14 protein-coding genes are annotated in these 16939 nt (G+C 58.1%); 12 read left to right on the top strand and 2 right to left on the bottom strand.

The features are described from left to right. Positions 1–401: 401 nt before the first annotated feature. On the bottom strand, positions 402–1691 hold the full coding sequence (gene gltA, locus EQV97_RS22790; protein ID WP_003222994.1) for a citrate synthase: 1290 nt from the start codon (positions 1689–1691) through the stop codon (positions 402–404). A gap of 362 nt (positions 1692–2053) precedes the next feature. On the opposite strand from gltA, the gene sdhC reads away from it, so the two are divergent. From sdhC to EQV97_RS22850, 12 genes are all read left to right on the top strand, one after another. Then, a complete protein-coding gene (sdhC, locus tag EQV97_RS22795; RefSeq protein ID WP_045057755.1) occupies positions 2054–2428 on the top strand; it encodes a succinate dehydrogenase, cytochrome b556 subunit in 375 nt (124 codons plus the stop codon). Next, entirely contained in the window at positions 2422–2790 is a 369-nt protein-coding gene (gene sdhD, locus EQV97_RS22800) for a succinate dehydrogenase, hydrophobic membrane anchor protein (protein WP_045057756.1), read from the top strand. Before sdhC ends, sdhD begins: the two co-directional genes overlap by 7 nt. Before the next feature lie 3 nt (positions 2791–2793). Further along, positions 2794–4566, top strand: coding sequence for a succinate dehydrogenase flavoprotein subunit (gene sdhA, locus EQV97_RS22805; RefSeq protein ID WP_045057757.1), 1773 nt, complete (start codon positions 2794–2796; stop codon positions 4564–4566). A gap of 11 nt (positions 4567–4577) precedes the next feature. Then, complete coding sequence (locus EQV97_RS22810) at positions 4578–5282, top strand: succinate dehydrogenase iron-sulfur subunit (RefSeq protein ID WP_045057758.1); 705 nt, start codon at positions 4578–4580, stop codon at positions 5280–5282. Between the two features lie 265 nt (positions 5283–5547). Then, the gene (locus EQV97_RS22815) at positions 5548–8379 is read left to right on the top strand and encodes a 2-oxoglutarate dehydrogenase E1 component (protein WP_122837985.1); all 2832 of its coding nucleotides are present in this window, start codon (positions 5548–5550) and stop codon (positions 8377–8379) included. A 42-nt stretch (positions 8380–8421) separates the two neighbouring features. Continuing rightward, positions 8422–9648: a 2-oxoglutarate dehydrogenase complex dihydrolipoyllysine-residue succinyltransferase gene (gene odhB / locus EQV97_RS22820; protein ID WP_122837986.1), complete on the top strand. Its 1227-nt coding sequence runs from the start codon at positions 8422–8424 to the stop codon at positions 9646–9648. A 98-nt stretch (positions 9649–9746) separates the two neighbouring features. Further along, positions 9747–11183, top strand: coding sequence for a dihydrolipoyl dehydrogenase (gene lpdA / locus EQV97_RS22825; RefSeq protein ID WP_045057761.1), 1437 nt, complete (start codon positions 9747–9749; stop codon positions 11181–11183). Positions 11184–11382: 199 nt separating this feature from the next. After that, a complete protein-coding gene (gene sucC / locus EQV97_RS22830) occupies positions 11383–12549 on the top strand; it encodes an ADP-forming succinate--CoA ligase subunit beta (RefSeq protein ID WP_045057762.1) in 1167 nt (388 codons plus the stop codon). Then, entirely contained in the window at positions 12549–13430 is an 882-nt protein-coding gene (sucD, locus tag EQV97_RS22835) for a succinate--CoA ligase subunit alpha (protein WP_010166265.1), read from the top strand. The genes sucC and sucD overlap by 1 nt, the downstream gene beginning before the upstream one ends. A 390-nt stretch (positions 13431–13820) precedes the next feature. Further along, on the top strand, positions 13821–15134 hold the full coding sequence (brnQ, locus tag EQV97_RS22840; protein WP_205893843.1) for a branched-chain amino acid transport system II carrier protein: 1314 nt from the start codon (positions 13821–13823) through the stop codon (positions 15132–15134). A 276-nt stretch (positions 15135–15410) separates the two neighbouring features. Next, on the top strand, positions 15411–16148 hold the full coding sequence (locus tag EQV97_RS22845; protein WP_045057764.1) for a DUF599 family protein: 738 nt from the start codon (positions 15411–15413) through the stop codon (positions 16146–16148). Further along, on the top strand, positions 16148–16549 hold the full coding sequence (locus tag EQV97_RS22850; RefSeq protein WP_122837988.1) for an MAPEG family protein: 402 nt from the start codon (positions 16148–16150) through the stop codon (positions 16547–16549). Before EQV97_RS22845 ends, EQV97_RS22850 begins: the two co-directional genes overlap by 1 nt. A 77-nt stretch (positions 16550–16626) precedes the next feature. Here EQV97_RS22850 and EQV97_RS22855 read toward each other — a convergent pair whose 3' ends face one another. Beyond that, the gene (locus EQV97_RS22855) at positions 16627–16863 is read right to left on the bottom strand and encodes a hypothetical protein (RefSeq protein ID WP_045057766.1); all 237 of its coding nucleotides are present in this window, start codon (positions 16861–16863) and stop codon (positions 16627–16629) included. Between the last annotated feature and the right edge of the window lie 76 nt (positions 16864–16939).

Consider the following 16939-nt stretch of genomic DNA (forward strand, 5'->3'; position numbering starts at 1 on the left):
CATTGGAATGTGTGCTTCCTGTGGGAGCCAGCCTGCTGGCGACAGCGGTGGTTCAGGCAATGCGTAAAGCCCAGGCTGGGTCCCACATTGGAATGTGTGCTTCCTGTGGGAGCCAGCCTGCTGGCGATAGCGGTGGTTCAGTCATTGCGTAAAGCCCAGGCTGGGTCCCACATGGAATGTGTGCTTCCTGTGGGAGTCAGCCTGCTGGCGACAGCGGTGGTTCAGTCATTGCGTAAAGCCCAGGCTGGGTCCCACATTGGAATGTGTGCTTCCTGTGGGAGCCAGCCTGCTGGCGATAGCGGTGGTCCAGTCATTGCGTAAAGCCCAGGCAAACAAAAACGGCCTCTATTCACATAGAGGCCGTTTCCGGTACCGCGTAAGACGTTATCGCAAGACAGGTCTTATTTACGATCTTCCAGCTTGGTAATGTCACGCGACTCGTAGCCGGTGTACAACTGGCGCGGGCGGCCGATCTTGTACGGGCTGGAGAGCATTTCTTTCCAGTGGGAGATCCAGCCGACGGTCCGCGCCAGGGCGAAGATCACGGTGAACATGCTGGTTGGAATGCCGATCGCCTTGAGGATGATGCCCGAGTAGAAGTCGACGTTCGGGTACAGCGAGCGCTCGATGAAGTACGGGTCGGTCAGGGCGATCTCTTCCAGGCGCATGGCCAGTTCGAGTTGCGGATCGTTGTTGATGCCCAGCTCTTTCAATACTTCGTCGCAGGTCTGCTTCATCACTGTGGCGCGTGGGTCGCGGTTCTTGTAGACCCGGTGACCGAAGCCCATCAGTTTGAACGGATCGTTCTTGTCCTTGGCCTTGGCAATGAACTTGTCGATGTTCGACACATCGCCAATCTCGTCGAGCATGGTCAGGACAGCCTCGTTCGCGCCGCCGTGGGCAGGGCCCCACAGTGCAGCGATGCCGGCGGCGATACAGGCGAACGGGTTGGCACCCGAAGAGCCGGCCAGGCGTACGGTGGAGGTCGATGCGTTCTGCTCGTGGTCGGCATGGAGGATGAAGATCCGGTCCATGGCCTTGGCGAGTACCGGGCTGATCGGTTTGATCTCGCACGGGGTGTTGAACATCATGTGCAGGAAGTTTTCCGCGTACGTCAGGTCGTTGCGCGGGTACATCATGGGTTGACCCATGGAGTACTTGTAAACCATCGCTGCCAGGGTCGGCATCTTGGCAACCAGGCGGATCGCGGAGATTTCGCGATGCTGCGGGTTATTGATGTCCAGGGAGTCGTGATAGAAGGCCGAGAGGGCGCCAACTACACCGCACATGACGGCCATCGGGTGGGCGTCGCGACGGAAACCGTTGAAAAAGGTCTTCAGCTGCTCATGAACCATGGTGTGGTTCTTGACGGTGCTGACGAACTGGGCTTTCTGTTCTGCAGTCGGCAATTCGCCGTTGAGCAGCAGATAGCAGGTTTCCAGGTAGTCCGATTTTTCAGCGAGCTGTTCGATCGGGTAGCCGCGGTGCAACAAAATGCCGTTGTCGCCGTCGATATAGGTAATCTTCGATTCGCACGAGGCGGTCGACATGAAACCAGGGTCAAAGGTGAAACGGCCCGTGGCCGTCAGGCCCCGAACGTCGATAACATCGGGACCAACGGTGCCGGTTAAAATGGGCAGCTCGACGGGGGCTGCGCCCTCGATGATCAACTGCGCTTTTTTGTCAGCCATGTGGCCTCCTATTTATGCTTGAAATCATCAGACAGACCCCCCACGCAGGGCCCGCACCACTATAGTGAGATAAATTCGAATGTCAATTTGCCTAAAGTCTTGCTCCAGAAGGCTTTAACCGGACTTTTTCCTCGAAATTGCCTGCCGTTTACGCCTTTTATCCAACTTGTGCAATGCGCTATTAGGGGAAGGTGAACGCGTTGTCATTAGTAGCCTAACTGTCTATACTCGGCCACCGACCGCCAGGGGCTTTTGGGCCTGCTTTATTGGGGGTCGCATCCCTGGGTGGTGGTTACCTGACCAGTGCACTCCCCAACAACTTTGCCCTGATTGTTAGGGGCTCTTCAGTGTGAAAAAAAGCCGTGAAAAGCCAACGACCTGTAAACCTAGACCTAAGGACCATCAAACTCCCCATCACCGGCGTTACGTCGTTCCTGCACCGTGTTTCCGGCATCATCCTCTTCCTGGGCCTTGGCTTCATGCTTTATGCATTGGGCAAATCCCTGGGCTCCGAGGAAGGTTTTGCCGAGGTGAAGGCAACCTTGACCAGCCCGCTGGCCAAGTTCGTAGCATGGGGTCTCCTGTCCGCTCTGCTTTATCACCTGGTAGCCGGCGTGCGCCATTTGATCATGGATATGGGCATCGGTGAGACGCTGGAAGGCGGCCGCCTGGGCTCGAAAATTATCATCGCGGTTTCCGTGGTGTTGATCGTTCTGGCAGGAGTTTGGATATGGTAACCAGCGTTACGAACCTTTCGCGTTCTGGCCTCTACGACTGGATGGCACAACGAGTGTCTGCGGTCGTTCTCGCGGCTTATTTCATTTTCCTGATCGGATACCTCGCAGCGAATCCGGGCATTGGCTACGAGCAGTGGCATGGCCTGTTCGCCCACAACGGGATGCGTATCTTCAGTCTGCTGGCCCTCGTTGCCCTGGGCGCTCACGCCTGGGTCGGCATGTGGACCATCGCGACCGACTACCTGACGCCGATGGCGCTGGGCAAGTCCGCGACTGCAGTACGTTTCCTTTTCCAGGCAGTATGCGGCGTTGCGATGTTCGCTTACTTCGTCTGGGGTGTGCAGATTCTCTGGGGTATCTGATTCATGGCTAACATTCCAACGATTTCATTCGACGCCATCATTATTGGTGGTGGCGGTGCCGGCATGCGCGCGGCGCTGCAACTGGCCCAGGGCGGTCACAAGACTGCCGTGATCACCAAGGTGTTCCCGACCCGTTCGCACACCGTTTCGGCCCAGGGTGGCATCACTTGCGCCATCGCTTCTGCCGATCCAAACGATGACTGGCGCTGGCACATGTACGATACCGTCAAGGGTTCCGACTACATCGGTGACCAGGACGCTATCGAATACATGTGTCAGGAAGGCCCGGCTGCAGTGTTCGAGCTGGACCACATGGGTCTGCCGTTCTCCCGTACCGAGCAAGGCCGCATCTACCAGCGTCCATTCGGCGGTCAGTCGAAGGATTACGGTAAAGGCGGGCAGGCCGCCCGTACGTGCGCCGCTTCCGACCGTACCGGTCACGCGCTGCTGCACACGCTTTATCAGGGCAACCTGAAAGCGGGCACCACGTTCCTGAACGAGTACTACGCGGTTGATCTGGTTAAAAACCAGGACGGCGCATTCGTCGGCGTGATCGCCATCTGCATCGAAACCGGCGAAACCAGCTACATCCGCGCCAAGGCTACCGTCCTGGCGACCGGTGGTGCCGGTCGTATCTACGCCTCTACCACCAATGCCCTGATCAATACCGGTGACGGCGTCGGCATGGCCCTGCGTGCTGGCGTTCCGGTGCAAGACATCGAAATGTGGCAGTTCCACCCGACCGGCATCGCCGGCGCCGGTGTACTGGTGACCGAAGGTTGCCGTGGTGAAGGTGGATACCTGATCAACAAGCACGGCGAGCGTTTCATGGAGCGTTATGCTCCGAACGCGAAAGACCTTGCCGGTCGTGACGTGGTTGCCCGTTCGATGGTTAAAGAAATCATCGCCGGCAACGGTTGCGGTCCGAATGGCGACCACGTGATGCTCAAGCTCGACCACCTGGGCGAGGAAGTGCTGCACAGCCGTCTGCCAGGCATCTGCGAACTGTCGAAGACTTTCGCGCACGTTGATCCGGTTGTCGCCCCGGTTCCGGTTGTCCCGACTTGCCACTATATGATGGGCGGTGTTCCGACCAACATCCATGGTCAGGCGATCACCCAGAACGCTGAAGGCGTGGACGAGATCATTCATGGCCTGTTCGCTGTAGGCGAAGTGGCTTGCGTATCGGTTCACGGTGCCAACCGCCTGGGCGGTAACTCGTTGCTCGACCTGGTGGTATTCGGTCGCGCGGCCGGCCTGCACCTGGAAAAGGCGCTGACCGACGGCATCGAATACGATGACGCCACCGACGCCGATATCGAAGCAGCCCTGTCGCGTCTGTCCGCCCTGAACGAGCGTACCGATGGCGAAGACGTGGCAACCCTGCGTCGCGAGCTGCAAAGCTGCATGCAGAACTACTTCGGTGTATTCCGTACTGGCGAATACATGCAGAAGGGTATTGCCCAGCTGGCCGACCTGCGTACACGCATTGCCAACGTCAAGATCAACGACAAGTCGCAGGCGTTCAACACTGCGCGGATCGAAGCGCTGGAGTTGCAAAACCTGCTGGAAGTGGCCGAAGCCACTGCCATCGCTGCTGAAGTGCGTAAAGAGTCCCGCGGTGCTCACGCCCGTGAAGACTTCGAAGATCGCGACGACGAAAACTGGCTGTGCCACACCCTGTACTTCCCGGGTGACAAGCGCGTAACCAAGCGTGCCGTGAACTTCTCGCCGAAAACTGTTCCGACTTTTGAACCTAAGATTCGGACTTATTAAGGGTGGCTGCCATGTTGAAAGTCAGCGTTTATCGTTACAACCCTGATCAGGACGCCGCGCCGTTCATGCAGGAATTCCAGGTCGATACCGGTGGTAAAGACCTGATGGTGCTGGACGTGCTGGCCCTGATCAAAGAGCAGGACGAGGGTTTCTCCTATCGTCGCTCTTGCCGTGAAGGTGTTTGCGGTTCCGACGGCATGAACATCAACGGCAAAAACGGCCTGGCGTGCGTTACGCCATTGTCCGCTGTCGTAAAAGGTAACAAGTTGGTTGTTCGTCCGCTGCCAGGTTTGCCGGTTATCCGTGACCTGGTCGTCGATATGAGCATCTTCTACAAGCAATACGAGAAGGTTAAGCCTTACCTGCAGAACGACACGCCGGCTCCGGCCATCGAGCGTCTGCAGTCCCCTGAAGAGCGTGAAAAGCTCGACGGTCTGTACGAGTGCATCCTGTGCGCTTGCTGCTCGACCTCTTGCCCGTCCTTCTGGTGGAACCCGGACAAGTTCCTGGGTCCAGCTGCTTTGCTGCAAGCGTACCGCTTCCTGGCAGACAGCCGTGACACCAAGACGTCCGAGCGTCTGGCTTCGCTGGATGACCCGTTCAGCGTATTCCGCTGCCGCGGGATCATGAACTGCGTCAACGTATGTCCCAAAGGCCTGAACCCGACTAAGGCCATCGGTCACATCCGTAACATGCTGCTGCAAAGCGGCGTGTGATTCAGATGCTGTTGTAAGCGCAGTACCGCTGTACCCGTAGATGCTACGGCGCAGGCTTCAACCGGCGCCGTAGTTTTAACCTGAGCAGCAGCTCAAAAAGCTGCAGCTCTTATTTTGAAGAAATGAGACAAGCAGGGGCATCCGGGCTGGTACCCGGACTATCAGCGTGATCCTAGGTGGCTTGTTTTAGTCGCTGCATTCGGACTTCTGCAAGCGTGCTCGGTGTCGACGCCGGTGGTGTTCCCCTAACCGAGGGTGACCAAGCATGCAAGAAAGCGTGATGCAGCGCATGTGGAACAGCGCCTACCTATCCGGTAGTAACGCTGCCTATGTGGAAGAGCTCTACGAGCTCTACCTGCACGACCCTAACGCTGTGCCAGAAGAGTGGCGCACCTACTTCCAGAAGTTGCCTGCTGATGGCAACACTGCCACCGATGTTTCGCACTCCACGATTCGCGATCATTTCGTCTTGCTGGCAAAGAACCAGCGCCGCGCCCAACCGGTTTCCGCCGGCAGCGTGAGCAGTGAGCACGAGAAGAAGCAAGTTGAAGTGCTGAGATTGATCCAGGCCTACCGTATGCGTGGCCACCAGGCAGCCCAGCTTGACCCGCTGGGGCTGTGGCAGCGTCCTGCACCTGCAGACCTGTCGATCAATCATTACGGCTTGACCAATGCCGATCTTGATACGACCTTCCGTGCCGGCGACCTGTTCATCGGCAAAGAGGAGGCGAGCCTACGCGAAATTCACGAAGCGTTGCAGCAGACATATTGCCGCACCATCGGCGCTGAATTCACGCACATCACCGATTCCGAGCAGCGCCAGTGGTTCCAGCAACGTCTGGAAAGCGTACGCGGCCGTCCGACTTACTCCGCCGACATCAAGAGCCACCTGCTCGAGCGTGTCACTGCCGGCGAAGGCCTGGAAAAATACCTGGGTACCAAATACCCGGGTACCAAGCGTTTCGGCCTGGAAGGCGGCGAGAGCCTGATTCCGATGCTCGACGAGCTGATCCAGCGTTCCGGTTCCTACGGCACCAAGGAAATCGTTATCGGCATGGCCCACCGTGGCCGTCTGAACGTGCTGGTCAACACCTTCGGCAAGAACCCGCGCGAGCTGTTCGACGAGTTCGAAGGCAAGAAGAAGGTCGAGCTGGGTTCCGGTGACGTTAAATATCACCAGGGCTTCTCGTCCAACGTCATGACCACCGGCGGTGAAGTTCACCTGGCCATGGCATTCAACCCGTCCCACCTGGAAATCGTATCTCCAGTGGTCGAGGGTTCGGTGCGCGCCCGTCAGGATCGTCGTAACGACCCTACCGGCGAAAAAGTGCTGCCGATCTCTATCCACGGTGACGCGGCATTCGCCGGTCAGGGCGTGGTGATGGAAACCTTCCAGATGTCGCAGACCCGCGGTTTCAAGACCGGCGGTACCGTGCACATCGTGATCAACAACCAGGTTGGTTTCACCATCAGCAACCCGCTGGACTCGCGCTCCACCGAGTACGCCACCGACGTTGCGAAGATGATCCAGGCGCCGATCCTCCATGTGAATGGCGATGATCCGGAAGCCGTATTGTTCGTGACCCAGCTGGCGATCGACTACCGCATGCAGTTCAAGCGTGACGTAGTGATCGACCTGGTCTGCTACCGTCGTCGCGGCCACAACGAGGCCGACGAGCCTAGCGGCACCCAGCCGATCATGTATCAGCAGATCACCAAGCAGCGCACCACCCGTGAGCTGTACGCTGATCGCCTGACCCAGGGCGGTGTGCTCGACGCAGAGCGTGTTCAGGCGAAAGTCGACGAATACCGCAACGCGCTGGACAACGGCCTGCACGTTGTTAAAAGCCTGGTCAAAGAGCCGAACAAAGAGTTGTTCGTGGACTGGCGTCCGTATCTGGGCCACGCCTGGACCGCGCGTCACGACACTCGTTTCGACCTCAAGACCTTGCAGGAACTGTCTGCCAAGCTGCTGGAAATTCCGGAAGGCTTCGTGGTTCAGCGCCAGGTTTCGAAGATCTACGAAGACCGTCAGAAAATGCAAGCCGGCGGCCTGCCGATCAACTGGGGTTACGCCGAAACCATGGCGTACGCGACCCTGGCGTTCGAAGGTCACCCGATTCGCATGACGGGTCAGGACATCGGTCGCGGTACGTTCTCGCACCGTCACGCTGTGCTGCACAACCAGAAAGACGCGGGCACCTACATCCCGTTGCAGAACCTGTACAAGGGCCAGCCTCGTTTCGACCTGTACGATTCGTTCCTGTCCGAAGAAGCCGTACTGGCGTTCGAATACGGTTACTCGACCACCACGCCTGAGGCGCTGGTGATCTGGGAAGCCCAGTTCGGCGACTTCGCCAACGGTGCCCAGGTGGTTATCGACCAGTTCATCACCAGTGGCGAGCACAAGTGGGGCCGTCTCTGCGGTCTGACCATGTTGCTGCCGCACGGTTATGAAGGTCAGGGTCCGGAGCACTCCTCGGCTCGTCTGGAGCGTTACCTGCAGCTGTGCGCCGAGCACAACATCCAGGTTGCGGTTCCGACCACGCCGGCCCAGATCTACCACTTGCTGCGTCGCCAGGTGATCCGTCCGCTGCGCAAGCCGCTGATCGTGCTGACTCCAAAGTCGTTGCTGCGTCACAAACTGGCCGTATCGACCCTGGAAGATCTGGCCGAAGGTTCGTTCCAGACCGTTATCCCGGAAATCGATGCACTGGACCCGTCCAAAGTCGAGCGCATTGTTCTGTGTAGCGGCAAGGTCTACTACGACCTGCTGGAAAAACGCCGTGCCGAAGGTCGTGACGACATCGCCGTCGTGCGCATCGAGCAGTTGTACCCATTCCCTGAGGACGACTTGAACGAAGTCCTGGCTCCGTACACCAACCTCAAACATATCGTTTGGTGTCAGGAAGAGCCGATGAACCAGGGTGCCTGGTACTGCAGCCAGCACCACATGCGCCGCATCGTTGGCAATCACAACAAGGCACTCGTACTCGAGTACGCCGGTCGTGATGCTTCCGCTGCACCGGCTTGTGGTTATGCGTCGATGCACGCCGAGCAGCAGGAAAAACTGCTGCAAGACGCCTTTACTGTTTAACGCCTTCGCGCACCTGAAACCGAATTTAAGGACCCACAGATAATGGCTATCGAAATCAAAGCCCCCACTTTCCCGGAATCGGTTGCCGATGGCACCGTTGCCACCTGGCACAAACAACCGGGCGACGCTGTAAAGCGTGATGACCTGATCGTCGACATCGAAACCGACAAGGTTGTGCTGGAAGTGTTGGCTACTGCCGACGGCGTGCTGGGCGCAATCGTCAAGAACGAAGGCGACACCGTTCTGTCCGACGAAGTCCTGGGCTCGATCGAAGCAGGTGGCGCTGCTGCCGCTCCAGCGGCTGCCGCTGCTGCTCCAGCCGCTGCCCAAGCCGCTGCTGCTCCTGCTGCCGAAGGCGAAGACGATCCTGTTGCTGCACCGGCTGCTCGCAAGCTGGCTGAAGAGAACGGCATCAACATCGCCTCCGTTGCCGGCACCGGCAAAGGCGGTCGTGTAACCAAGGAAGACGTGGTGGCTGCTGTTGCCGCCAAGAAGTCCGCTCCGGCTGCCGCGCCTGCCAAGGCTGCAGCTCCTGCTGCCGCTGCGCCAGTGTTCGCCGCTGGCGATCGCATCGAGAAACGCGTACCGATGACCCGCGTTCGCGCTACCGTGGCCAAGCGCCTGGTTGAAGCGCAGTCGAACATGGCGATGCTGACCACGTTCAACGAAGTCGACATGACTGAAGTCATGGCCCTGCGTTCGAAGTACAAGGACCTGTTCGAGAAGAGCCACAACGGCGTACGCCTGGGCTTCATGTCGTTCTTCGTCAAGGCTGCCACCGAAGCGCTGAAACGCTTCCCGGCTGTCAACGCGTCGATTGACGGTGCCGATATCGTCTACCACGGCTATGCCGACGTTGGTGTAGCGGTTTCCAGCGATCGCGGCCTGGTGGTTCCGGTTCTGCGTAACGCCGAACTGATGAGCCTGGCTGAAATCGAAGGCGGCATTGCCACCTTCGGCAAGAAGGCGCGTGACGGCAAATTGTCCATGGACGAAATGACCGGCGGCACTTTCACCATCACCAACGGTGGTACCTTCGGTTCGATGATGTCGACCCCGATCGTCAACCCGCCGCAAGCGGCCATCCTGGGCATGCACAACATTCTGCAGCGTCCTATGGCGATCAACGGTCAGGTCGTTATCCGTCCGATGATGTACCTGGCTCTGTCCTACGATCACCGTCTGATCGATGGCAAAGAAGCTGTGACCTTCCTGGTTACCATCAAGAACCTGCTGGAAGACCCGGCTCGTTTGCTGCTGGATATCTGATAGAAGCAGCCACAGGTCTCAAGCCACGCGCTGCATGGATATGCAGCCTGGCTTGAGGCTTGTGGCTTCAAGCTTGTTGCCAAAAGAGGATTTTTTGAATGTCGCAGAAATTTGACGTAGTAGTGATCGGTGCGGGCCCTGGCGGCTACGTGGCTGCCATCAAGGCAGCGCAGCTGGGTCTTTCGACTGCCTGCATCGAGAAATACACCGACAAGGAAGGCAAACTGGCTCTGGGCGGTACTTGCCTGAACGTCGGCTGCATTCCATCCAAGGCGCTGCTGGACAGCTCCTGGAAGTACAAGGAAGCCAAAGAAGGCTTCGCGATCCACGGTATCAATCACGCTGGCGTGACCATGGACGTGGCAGCAATGGTTGGCCGTAAAGCCAACATCGTCAAAGGCCTGACCTCTGGCGTTGCCACCCTGTTCAAGGCCAACGGTGTGACCTCCCTGCAAGGCCACGGCAAACTGCTGGCCGGCAAGAAAGTCGAGCTGACCAAGCCAGACGGCACCGTGGAAATCATCGAAGCCGAGAATGTGATCCTGGCATCCGGCTCGCGTCCTATCGACATTCCACCGGCTCCGGTTGACCAGAACGTGATCGTCGATTCGACTGGCGCGCTGGAATTCCAATCGGTTCCAAAACGTCTGGGCGTTATCGGCGCTGGCGTGATCGGTCTGGAACTGGGTTCGGTCTGGTCGCGTCTGGGTTCTGAAGTCGTGGTTCTGGAAGCACTGGAGAAGTTCCTGCCAGCGGCTGACGAAGCCGTTTCCAAGGAAGCCTTCAAGACCCTGACCAAACAAGGTCTGGACATCAAGCTGGGCGCTCGCGTCACCGGTTCGAAAGTGAACGGCGACGAAGTCGTGGTGAACTACACCGATGCCAATGGCGAACAGAACATCACCTTCGACAAGCTGATCGTTGCCGTTGGTCGCCGTCCAGTGACCACCGAGCTGCTGGCAGCTGACAGCGGTGTGAACATCGACGAACGTGGTTTCGTTTTCGTTGACGACCAGTGCGCCACCAGCGTACCGGGCGTTTACGCAATCGGCGACGTGGTTCGCGGCATGATGCTGGCGCACAAGGCGTCCGAAGAAGGCATCATGGTGGTTGAGCGCATCAAGGGCCACAAAGCCCAAATCAACTATGACCTGATCCCGTCTGTTATTTATACTCACCCGGAAATCGCGTGGGTTGGCAAAACCGAGCAGGTCTTGAAGGCTGAAGGCGTTGAAGTTAACGTCGGCACCTTCCCGTTCGCAGCCTCTGGCCGTGCCATGGCAGCCAACGATACCGGTGGTTTCGTCAAGGTCATCGCCGATGCCAAGACTGACCGCGTGTTGGGCGTCCATGTGATTGGCCCGAGCGCTGCAGAACTGGTTCAACAAGGCGCGATCGGTATGGAATTCGGCACCAGCGCTGAAGACCTGGGCATGATGGTTTTCTCCCATCCGACCCTGTCCGAAGCCTTGCACGAAGCAGCCCTGGCAGTGAATGGCGGCGCCATCCACATTGCCAACCGCAAGAAGCGTTAAGACAAGACAATAAGAAACCACGGCGGAAGGCCCGTCGTGAGCCTTGCGTGCAAGACTCACCGCGGAATGTCCGCCGGACGCAGCCTTGCGTAGTCTCACCGGTTAACCGGAGCGCCTACGCAAGCAGCAGTCACAGGTGGTGCGGCACTGAACAAGTGCAGCACCGAATGCGCAGTACCTAACGAAGACGGTAATAAGCATGAATCTTCACGAGTATCAGGGTAAGCAGCTGTTCGCTGAGTACGGCCTGCCAGTATCCCAGGGTTTCGCCGTAGACACCCCGGAAGCAGCAGCAGAAGCGTGCGACAAGATCGGCGGGACCGAATGGGTTGTCAAAGCCCAGGTTCACGCAGGTGGTCGCGGTAAAGCGGGCGGCGTAAAGCTGGTTCGCAGCAAGGAAGACGCCAAAGCATTCGCTCAACAGTGGTTGGGCAAGCGTCTGGTGACTTACCAGACTGATGCCAACGGTCAGCCAGTCACCAAGATCCTGGTTGAATCGTGCACTGACATCGCCAAAGAGCTGTACCTGGGCGCTGTTGTTGACCGTTCGAGCCGTCGCATCGTGTTCATGGCTTCCACCGAAGGTGGCGTGGACATCGAGAAAATCGCTCACGATACTCCTGAGAAAATCCTCAAGGCCACTATCGATCCACTGGTTGGCGCTCAGCCATTCCAGGGTCGTGAGCTGGCTTTCCAGTTGGGTCTGGAAGGCAAGCAAGTTGCCCAGTTCGCCAAGATCTTCGTGGGTCTGGCCAAACTGTTCCAGGATCACGATCTGGCCCTGCTGGAAGTGAACCCGCTGGTGATCAAGGCTGACGGCGATCTGCATTGCCTCGACGCGAAGATCAACATCGACGCCAACGCCATGTACCGTCAGCCTAAGCTGAAGACTTTCCACGATCCGTCGCAAGACGATCCGCGCGAAGCGCACGCTGCCAAGTTCGAACTGAACTACGTAGCGCTGGAAGGCAACATCGGTTGCATGGTCAACGGTGCTGGCCTGGCCATGGGTACCATGGACATCGTCAACCTGCATGGCGGCAAACCAGCCAACTTCCTCGACGTGGGCGGCGGTGCTACCAAAGAACGCGTTACCGAAGCGTTCAAGATCATCCTGTCCGACACTAACGTCGCTGCAGTACTGGTCAACATCTTCGGCGGCATCGTTCGTTGCGACATGATTGCCGAAGGCATCATCGGTGCAGTGAAAGAAGTCGGCGTGAAAATCCCGGTTGTTGTTCGCCTTGAAGGCAACAACGCTGAGCTGGGCGCTAAAGTACTGGCAGAAAGCGGTTTGAACATCATCGCTGCTACCAGCCTGACCGACGCTGCTCAACAAGTCGTTAAAGCTGCGGAGGGCAAATAATGAGCGTCCTGATCAATAAAGACACCAAAGTTATCTGCCAGGGTATTACCGGTTCGCAAGGTAGTTTCCACACCCAGCAAGCCATCGAATACGGCACCAAGATGGTCGGTGGCGTAACGCCGGGCAAAGGCGGCACCGAGCACCTGGGTCTGCCAGTGTTCAACACCGTGAAAGATGCTGTAGCTGCCACTGGCGCTACCGCCAGCGTGATCTACGTTCCAGCTCCTTTCTGCAAGGACTCGATCCTGGAAGCTGCTTTCGGCGGCATCAAGCTGATCGTCTGCATCACCGAAGGCATTCCTACCCTGGACATGCTGGACGCTAAAGTTAAGTGCGACGAACTGGGTGTTACCCTGATCGGCCCTAACTGCCCAGGCGTGATCACTCCAGGCGAATGCAAGATCGGCATCATGCCAGGTCACATTCACTTGCCAGGCAAGGTCGGTATCGTTTCCCGTTCCGGCACCCTGACCTACGAAGCTGTAAAGCAGACTACTGACGCCGGTTTCGGTCAGTCGACTTGCGTCGGCATCGGTGGTGACCCGATCCCGGGTTCGAACTTCATCGACATCCTGAAGCTGTTCCAGGAAGACCCGAAGACCGAAGCGATCGTGATGATCGGTGAGATCGGCGGTTCGGCCGAAGAAGAAGCGGCTGCCTACATCAAGGCACACGTGACCAAGCCGGTTGTTTCCTACATCGCTGGTGTGACTGCCCCTGCGGGCAAGCGCATGGGCCATGCTGGCGCAATCATCTCTGGCGGCAAGGGCACTGCAGACGAGAAGTTTGCTGCCCTGGAAGACGCAGGCGTGAAAACCGTGCGTTCGCTGGCAGACATCGGCAAGGCTCTGTCCGAGCTGACCGGTTGGGCTGTCAAGTAAGCTTCGCGCTTAGCTTGTAGCTCTGCTGACAAAGGCCACCTTCGGGTGGCCTTTGTCGTTTGTGAAGAGCAAAGGATCGCAGCCTCGTTTCTCTCGACAGCGCCTACAGCGGAAGGCAAACCCCTGTAGGGGCTGCCGAGAGAAACGAGGCTGCCATCTTTTGACTTTTACATATGCAAACGCGACATGGAAATGTCGTGTATCGGATAGTTCGCCCCCTAACAGTGCGTTTGCAGCACAAATTCGTTAGTCTAGCCGCCATTTTGCGTCCGCCGCCCACAAGGCAGCCATGCGCTTAACGGGTCAGTCCCATACGGATCGACAGCATTTCCCTCACCCCCAAGGGAAATCCCCCTCTAAATTCCGATTCAGTAGTGTGGTATTTCCTTAATGAAAGTGTTGAAAGGCCAGGACATTCTGGCACTTGGTTTTATGACGTTTGCCCTGTTTGTCGGGGCTGGCAACATCATCTTCCCGCCTATCGTCGGTTTGCAGTCCGGACCGCATGTCTGGATGGCGGCGTTGGGTTTCCTGATTACGGCGGTCGGCCTGCCGGTGATCACTGTGGTCGCGCTGGCCAAGGTCGGTGGCGCAATGGATGCCTTGAGCAGCCCGATCGGCAAAATTGCCGGTGGCCTGCTGGCCGCCGCGTGCTACCTGGCCGTGGGTCCGCTGTTCGCCACGCCGCGCACGGCCACCGTGTCGTTCGAAGTTGGCCTGGCGCCGTTGACCGGCGAAAGCCCGCTGGCGCTGTTCCTCTACAGCTCGGTGTACTTCCTGCTGGTGTTCTTCATCTCGCTGTATCCGGGGCGTCTGCTGGACACCGTGGGCCGCTTCCTCGCACCGCTGAAGATCATCGCCCTGGCGGCGCTCGGTATAGCGGCGTTCGCGCTGCCGGCCGGTGATATCGGCGTGGCCACCCCTGAGTACGTGGCGGCACCCTTCTCCCAAGGCTTCATCAATGGTTACCTGACCATGGATACCCTGGGCGCGCTGGTGTTTGGCATCGTCATCGTCAATGCCATTCGTTCCCGTGGTGTCGAGTCGCCTGCCTTGATCACCCGCTACGCGATCATCGCCGGGCTGATAGCCGGCGTGGGCCTGGCGCTGGTGTACATCAGCCTGTTCCGCCTGGGTTCCGGCAGCCATGAAGTGGCCGCTGGCGCAACCAATGGCGCGGCGGTGTTGCACGCCTATGTCCAGCACACCTTCGGCTCCCTGGGCAGTGGTTTCCTGGCAGTGCTCATCTCGCTGGCCTGCCTGGTGACTGCGGTCGGCCTGACGTGTGCCTGCGCTGAATACTTCAGCCGGGTGTTGCCACTGTCCTACAAGACCCTGGTGATCATCCTTGCCGCGTTCTCGCTGCTGGTGTCCAACCTGGGCCTCACCAACCTGATCGCGTTCTCGATTCCGGTCCTGACCGCGATCTATCCTCCGTGCATCGCCTTGGTGGCACTGAGCTTCTGCAAGGACTTCTGGCATGAGCAGGGCCGCATCGTCGGTCCGGTGATGCTGGTGTCGTTCATTTTCGGCCTGATCGACGCCCTCAAGGGTGCGGGCCTGGCGGACTGGATGCCGACCCAACTGACCCATCTGCCACTGAGCGAGCAAGGCCTGGCCTGGCTGGTGCCGTCGGTGATGACCCTGGTGGTCGCGGTGGTGTGTGACCGCCTGTTGGGCAAGCGCGAAGAAGCACTGGCTTAACCTGCCTTTCCAGCCTGTCAAAAGCGGGCCTGGAGCGCACATGGAAATGCCCCGTATCAATCGATACGGGGCATTTTTTTATGGGGAGATGCGGTGCCTTTTCCTCTGCGCTAACGTCGAAGCATTGCAAAACCCATTGCAGGAGCCAGCTTGCTCGCGAAGGTTGCGAACCATGGCGCGTGTTTTCCGAATAAACGCGTTGCTCCCTGGTTCTTCGCGAGCGAGCTCGTTCCTACAGGGGTATGGTGTTCCGGCCACTAGATCACAAGGACCCGCATGTCGTTCATCCAAGCCAACCTGATCCACCTTCTTGCCGCGCTCTGGTTCGTCATCTGCTGGGGCGGCTACACCCGATACGCCTCATGGAAAGCCCGGGACACCGCCTGCCTGGCCAGTGTGCTGCACCTATATCGGGAAGACTGGATGCGCCGCATGCTGCTGCGCGACAACCGTATCGCCGATGCCAGTGTGGTCGGCAACCTGGAACGCAACGCGTCGTTCTTTGCCTCCAGCACCCTGATCATCCTCGCGGGTATCCTGACCGTCCTCGGCGCGTCGGAGCGGGCGGTTTCGCTGCTGGCCGATATTCCCATGGTGCAACAGGCGTCACAGGGCATGTCCGAGATCAAACTACTGTGCCTGGCGCTGGTGTTCGTCTACGCGTTCTTTACCTTCAGCTGGTGCATGCGCCAGTACAACTTCGCGGCGATCCTGATTGGCTCGGCGCCGATGGTGGGAGAGCGTCACGTCTCCGAGCAGGAGCGCAAGGCTTTCGCCTCCCGGGCGGCACGAGTCATCTCCATGGCGGCCAACCAGTTCAACTTCGGCCTGCGTTCCTATTACTTTGGCATGACCATGCTGGCCTGGTTTGTCAGCCCCTGGCTGTTCATGTTGATGAGTGCGGGCGTGGTGCTGGTGCTCTATCGTCGGGAGTTTCATTCCGACGTTCTTGATGTGATGGTCTATACCCCTACAGAGGCACCGTTGCCTGACGCAAACAAGGAGGCTGTTTGATGAGTATTCCGTTCTGGTGCGTGTTTATCAGTGCGCTATTGATATACGTGGCCCGTATGCCGGTGGCCAAGGCCATGAAAGAGCAGGGGGGCTACAATAATCACCTGCCACGTCAGCAACAGGCACAACTCACCGGGTTTGGCGCACGGGCATTGGCGGCGCATCAAAACAGCATCGAGGCCTTCATGCTTTTTGCGGTGGGTGTCTTGATGGCGCATACCACGCAAACGGCGGGATGGCTGATTGACTCGCTGGCGATCATCTTCGTGATTGCCCGCGTCATCTACCTGTTGTGCTACTGGGCAGACCTGGCCTGGCAGCGCAGCCTGGTGTGGCTGGTCGGGTTAGTGTGTTCGCTACTGTTGATGATTAGTCCGACTTTTAGAACGATTTTGCTCTAACTGCAGCTTGCGCCATAAATGACAGGCAAAAGAAAACCCGCACTTGGCGGGTTTTCTTTGGCAGGCTAAAAACTGTCTTAGTTTTTAGGCGCTGCTTCTTTTGCAGCTGCTTCGTTCGATTCGGCCTGAGCTTTGGCAGCTTCGGCGTTTTCTTTGGCCGCGTCGTTCACTTTATCCTGTGCTTTGTTCATGTCTTGCTGAGCTTGCTCAGCATGTTGGTTAGCATCTTGAGCTTTGTCCTCGGATTTTTTATCGCAAGCAGCGAGACCAAGGGAAGCGGTCAACATCAAGGCAATAGCTAAAGTCTTTTGCATGGGGTGTTTCTCCTTATGGAAAGTATCTACTGGCCTTTCGAGCATGGCCGTCAGCGTTAAGTTCCTCCTATCACAC

Origin of the sequence: Pseudomonas sp. TMW22090 (genome assembly GCF_022496665.1) — a bacterium.
Classification (GTDB): Bacteria; Pseudomonadota; Gammaproteobacteria; order Pseudomonadales; family Pseudomonadaceae; genus Aquipseudomonas; species Aquipseudomonas gregormendelii.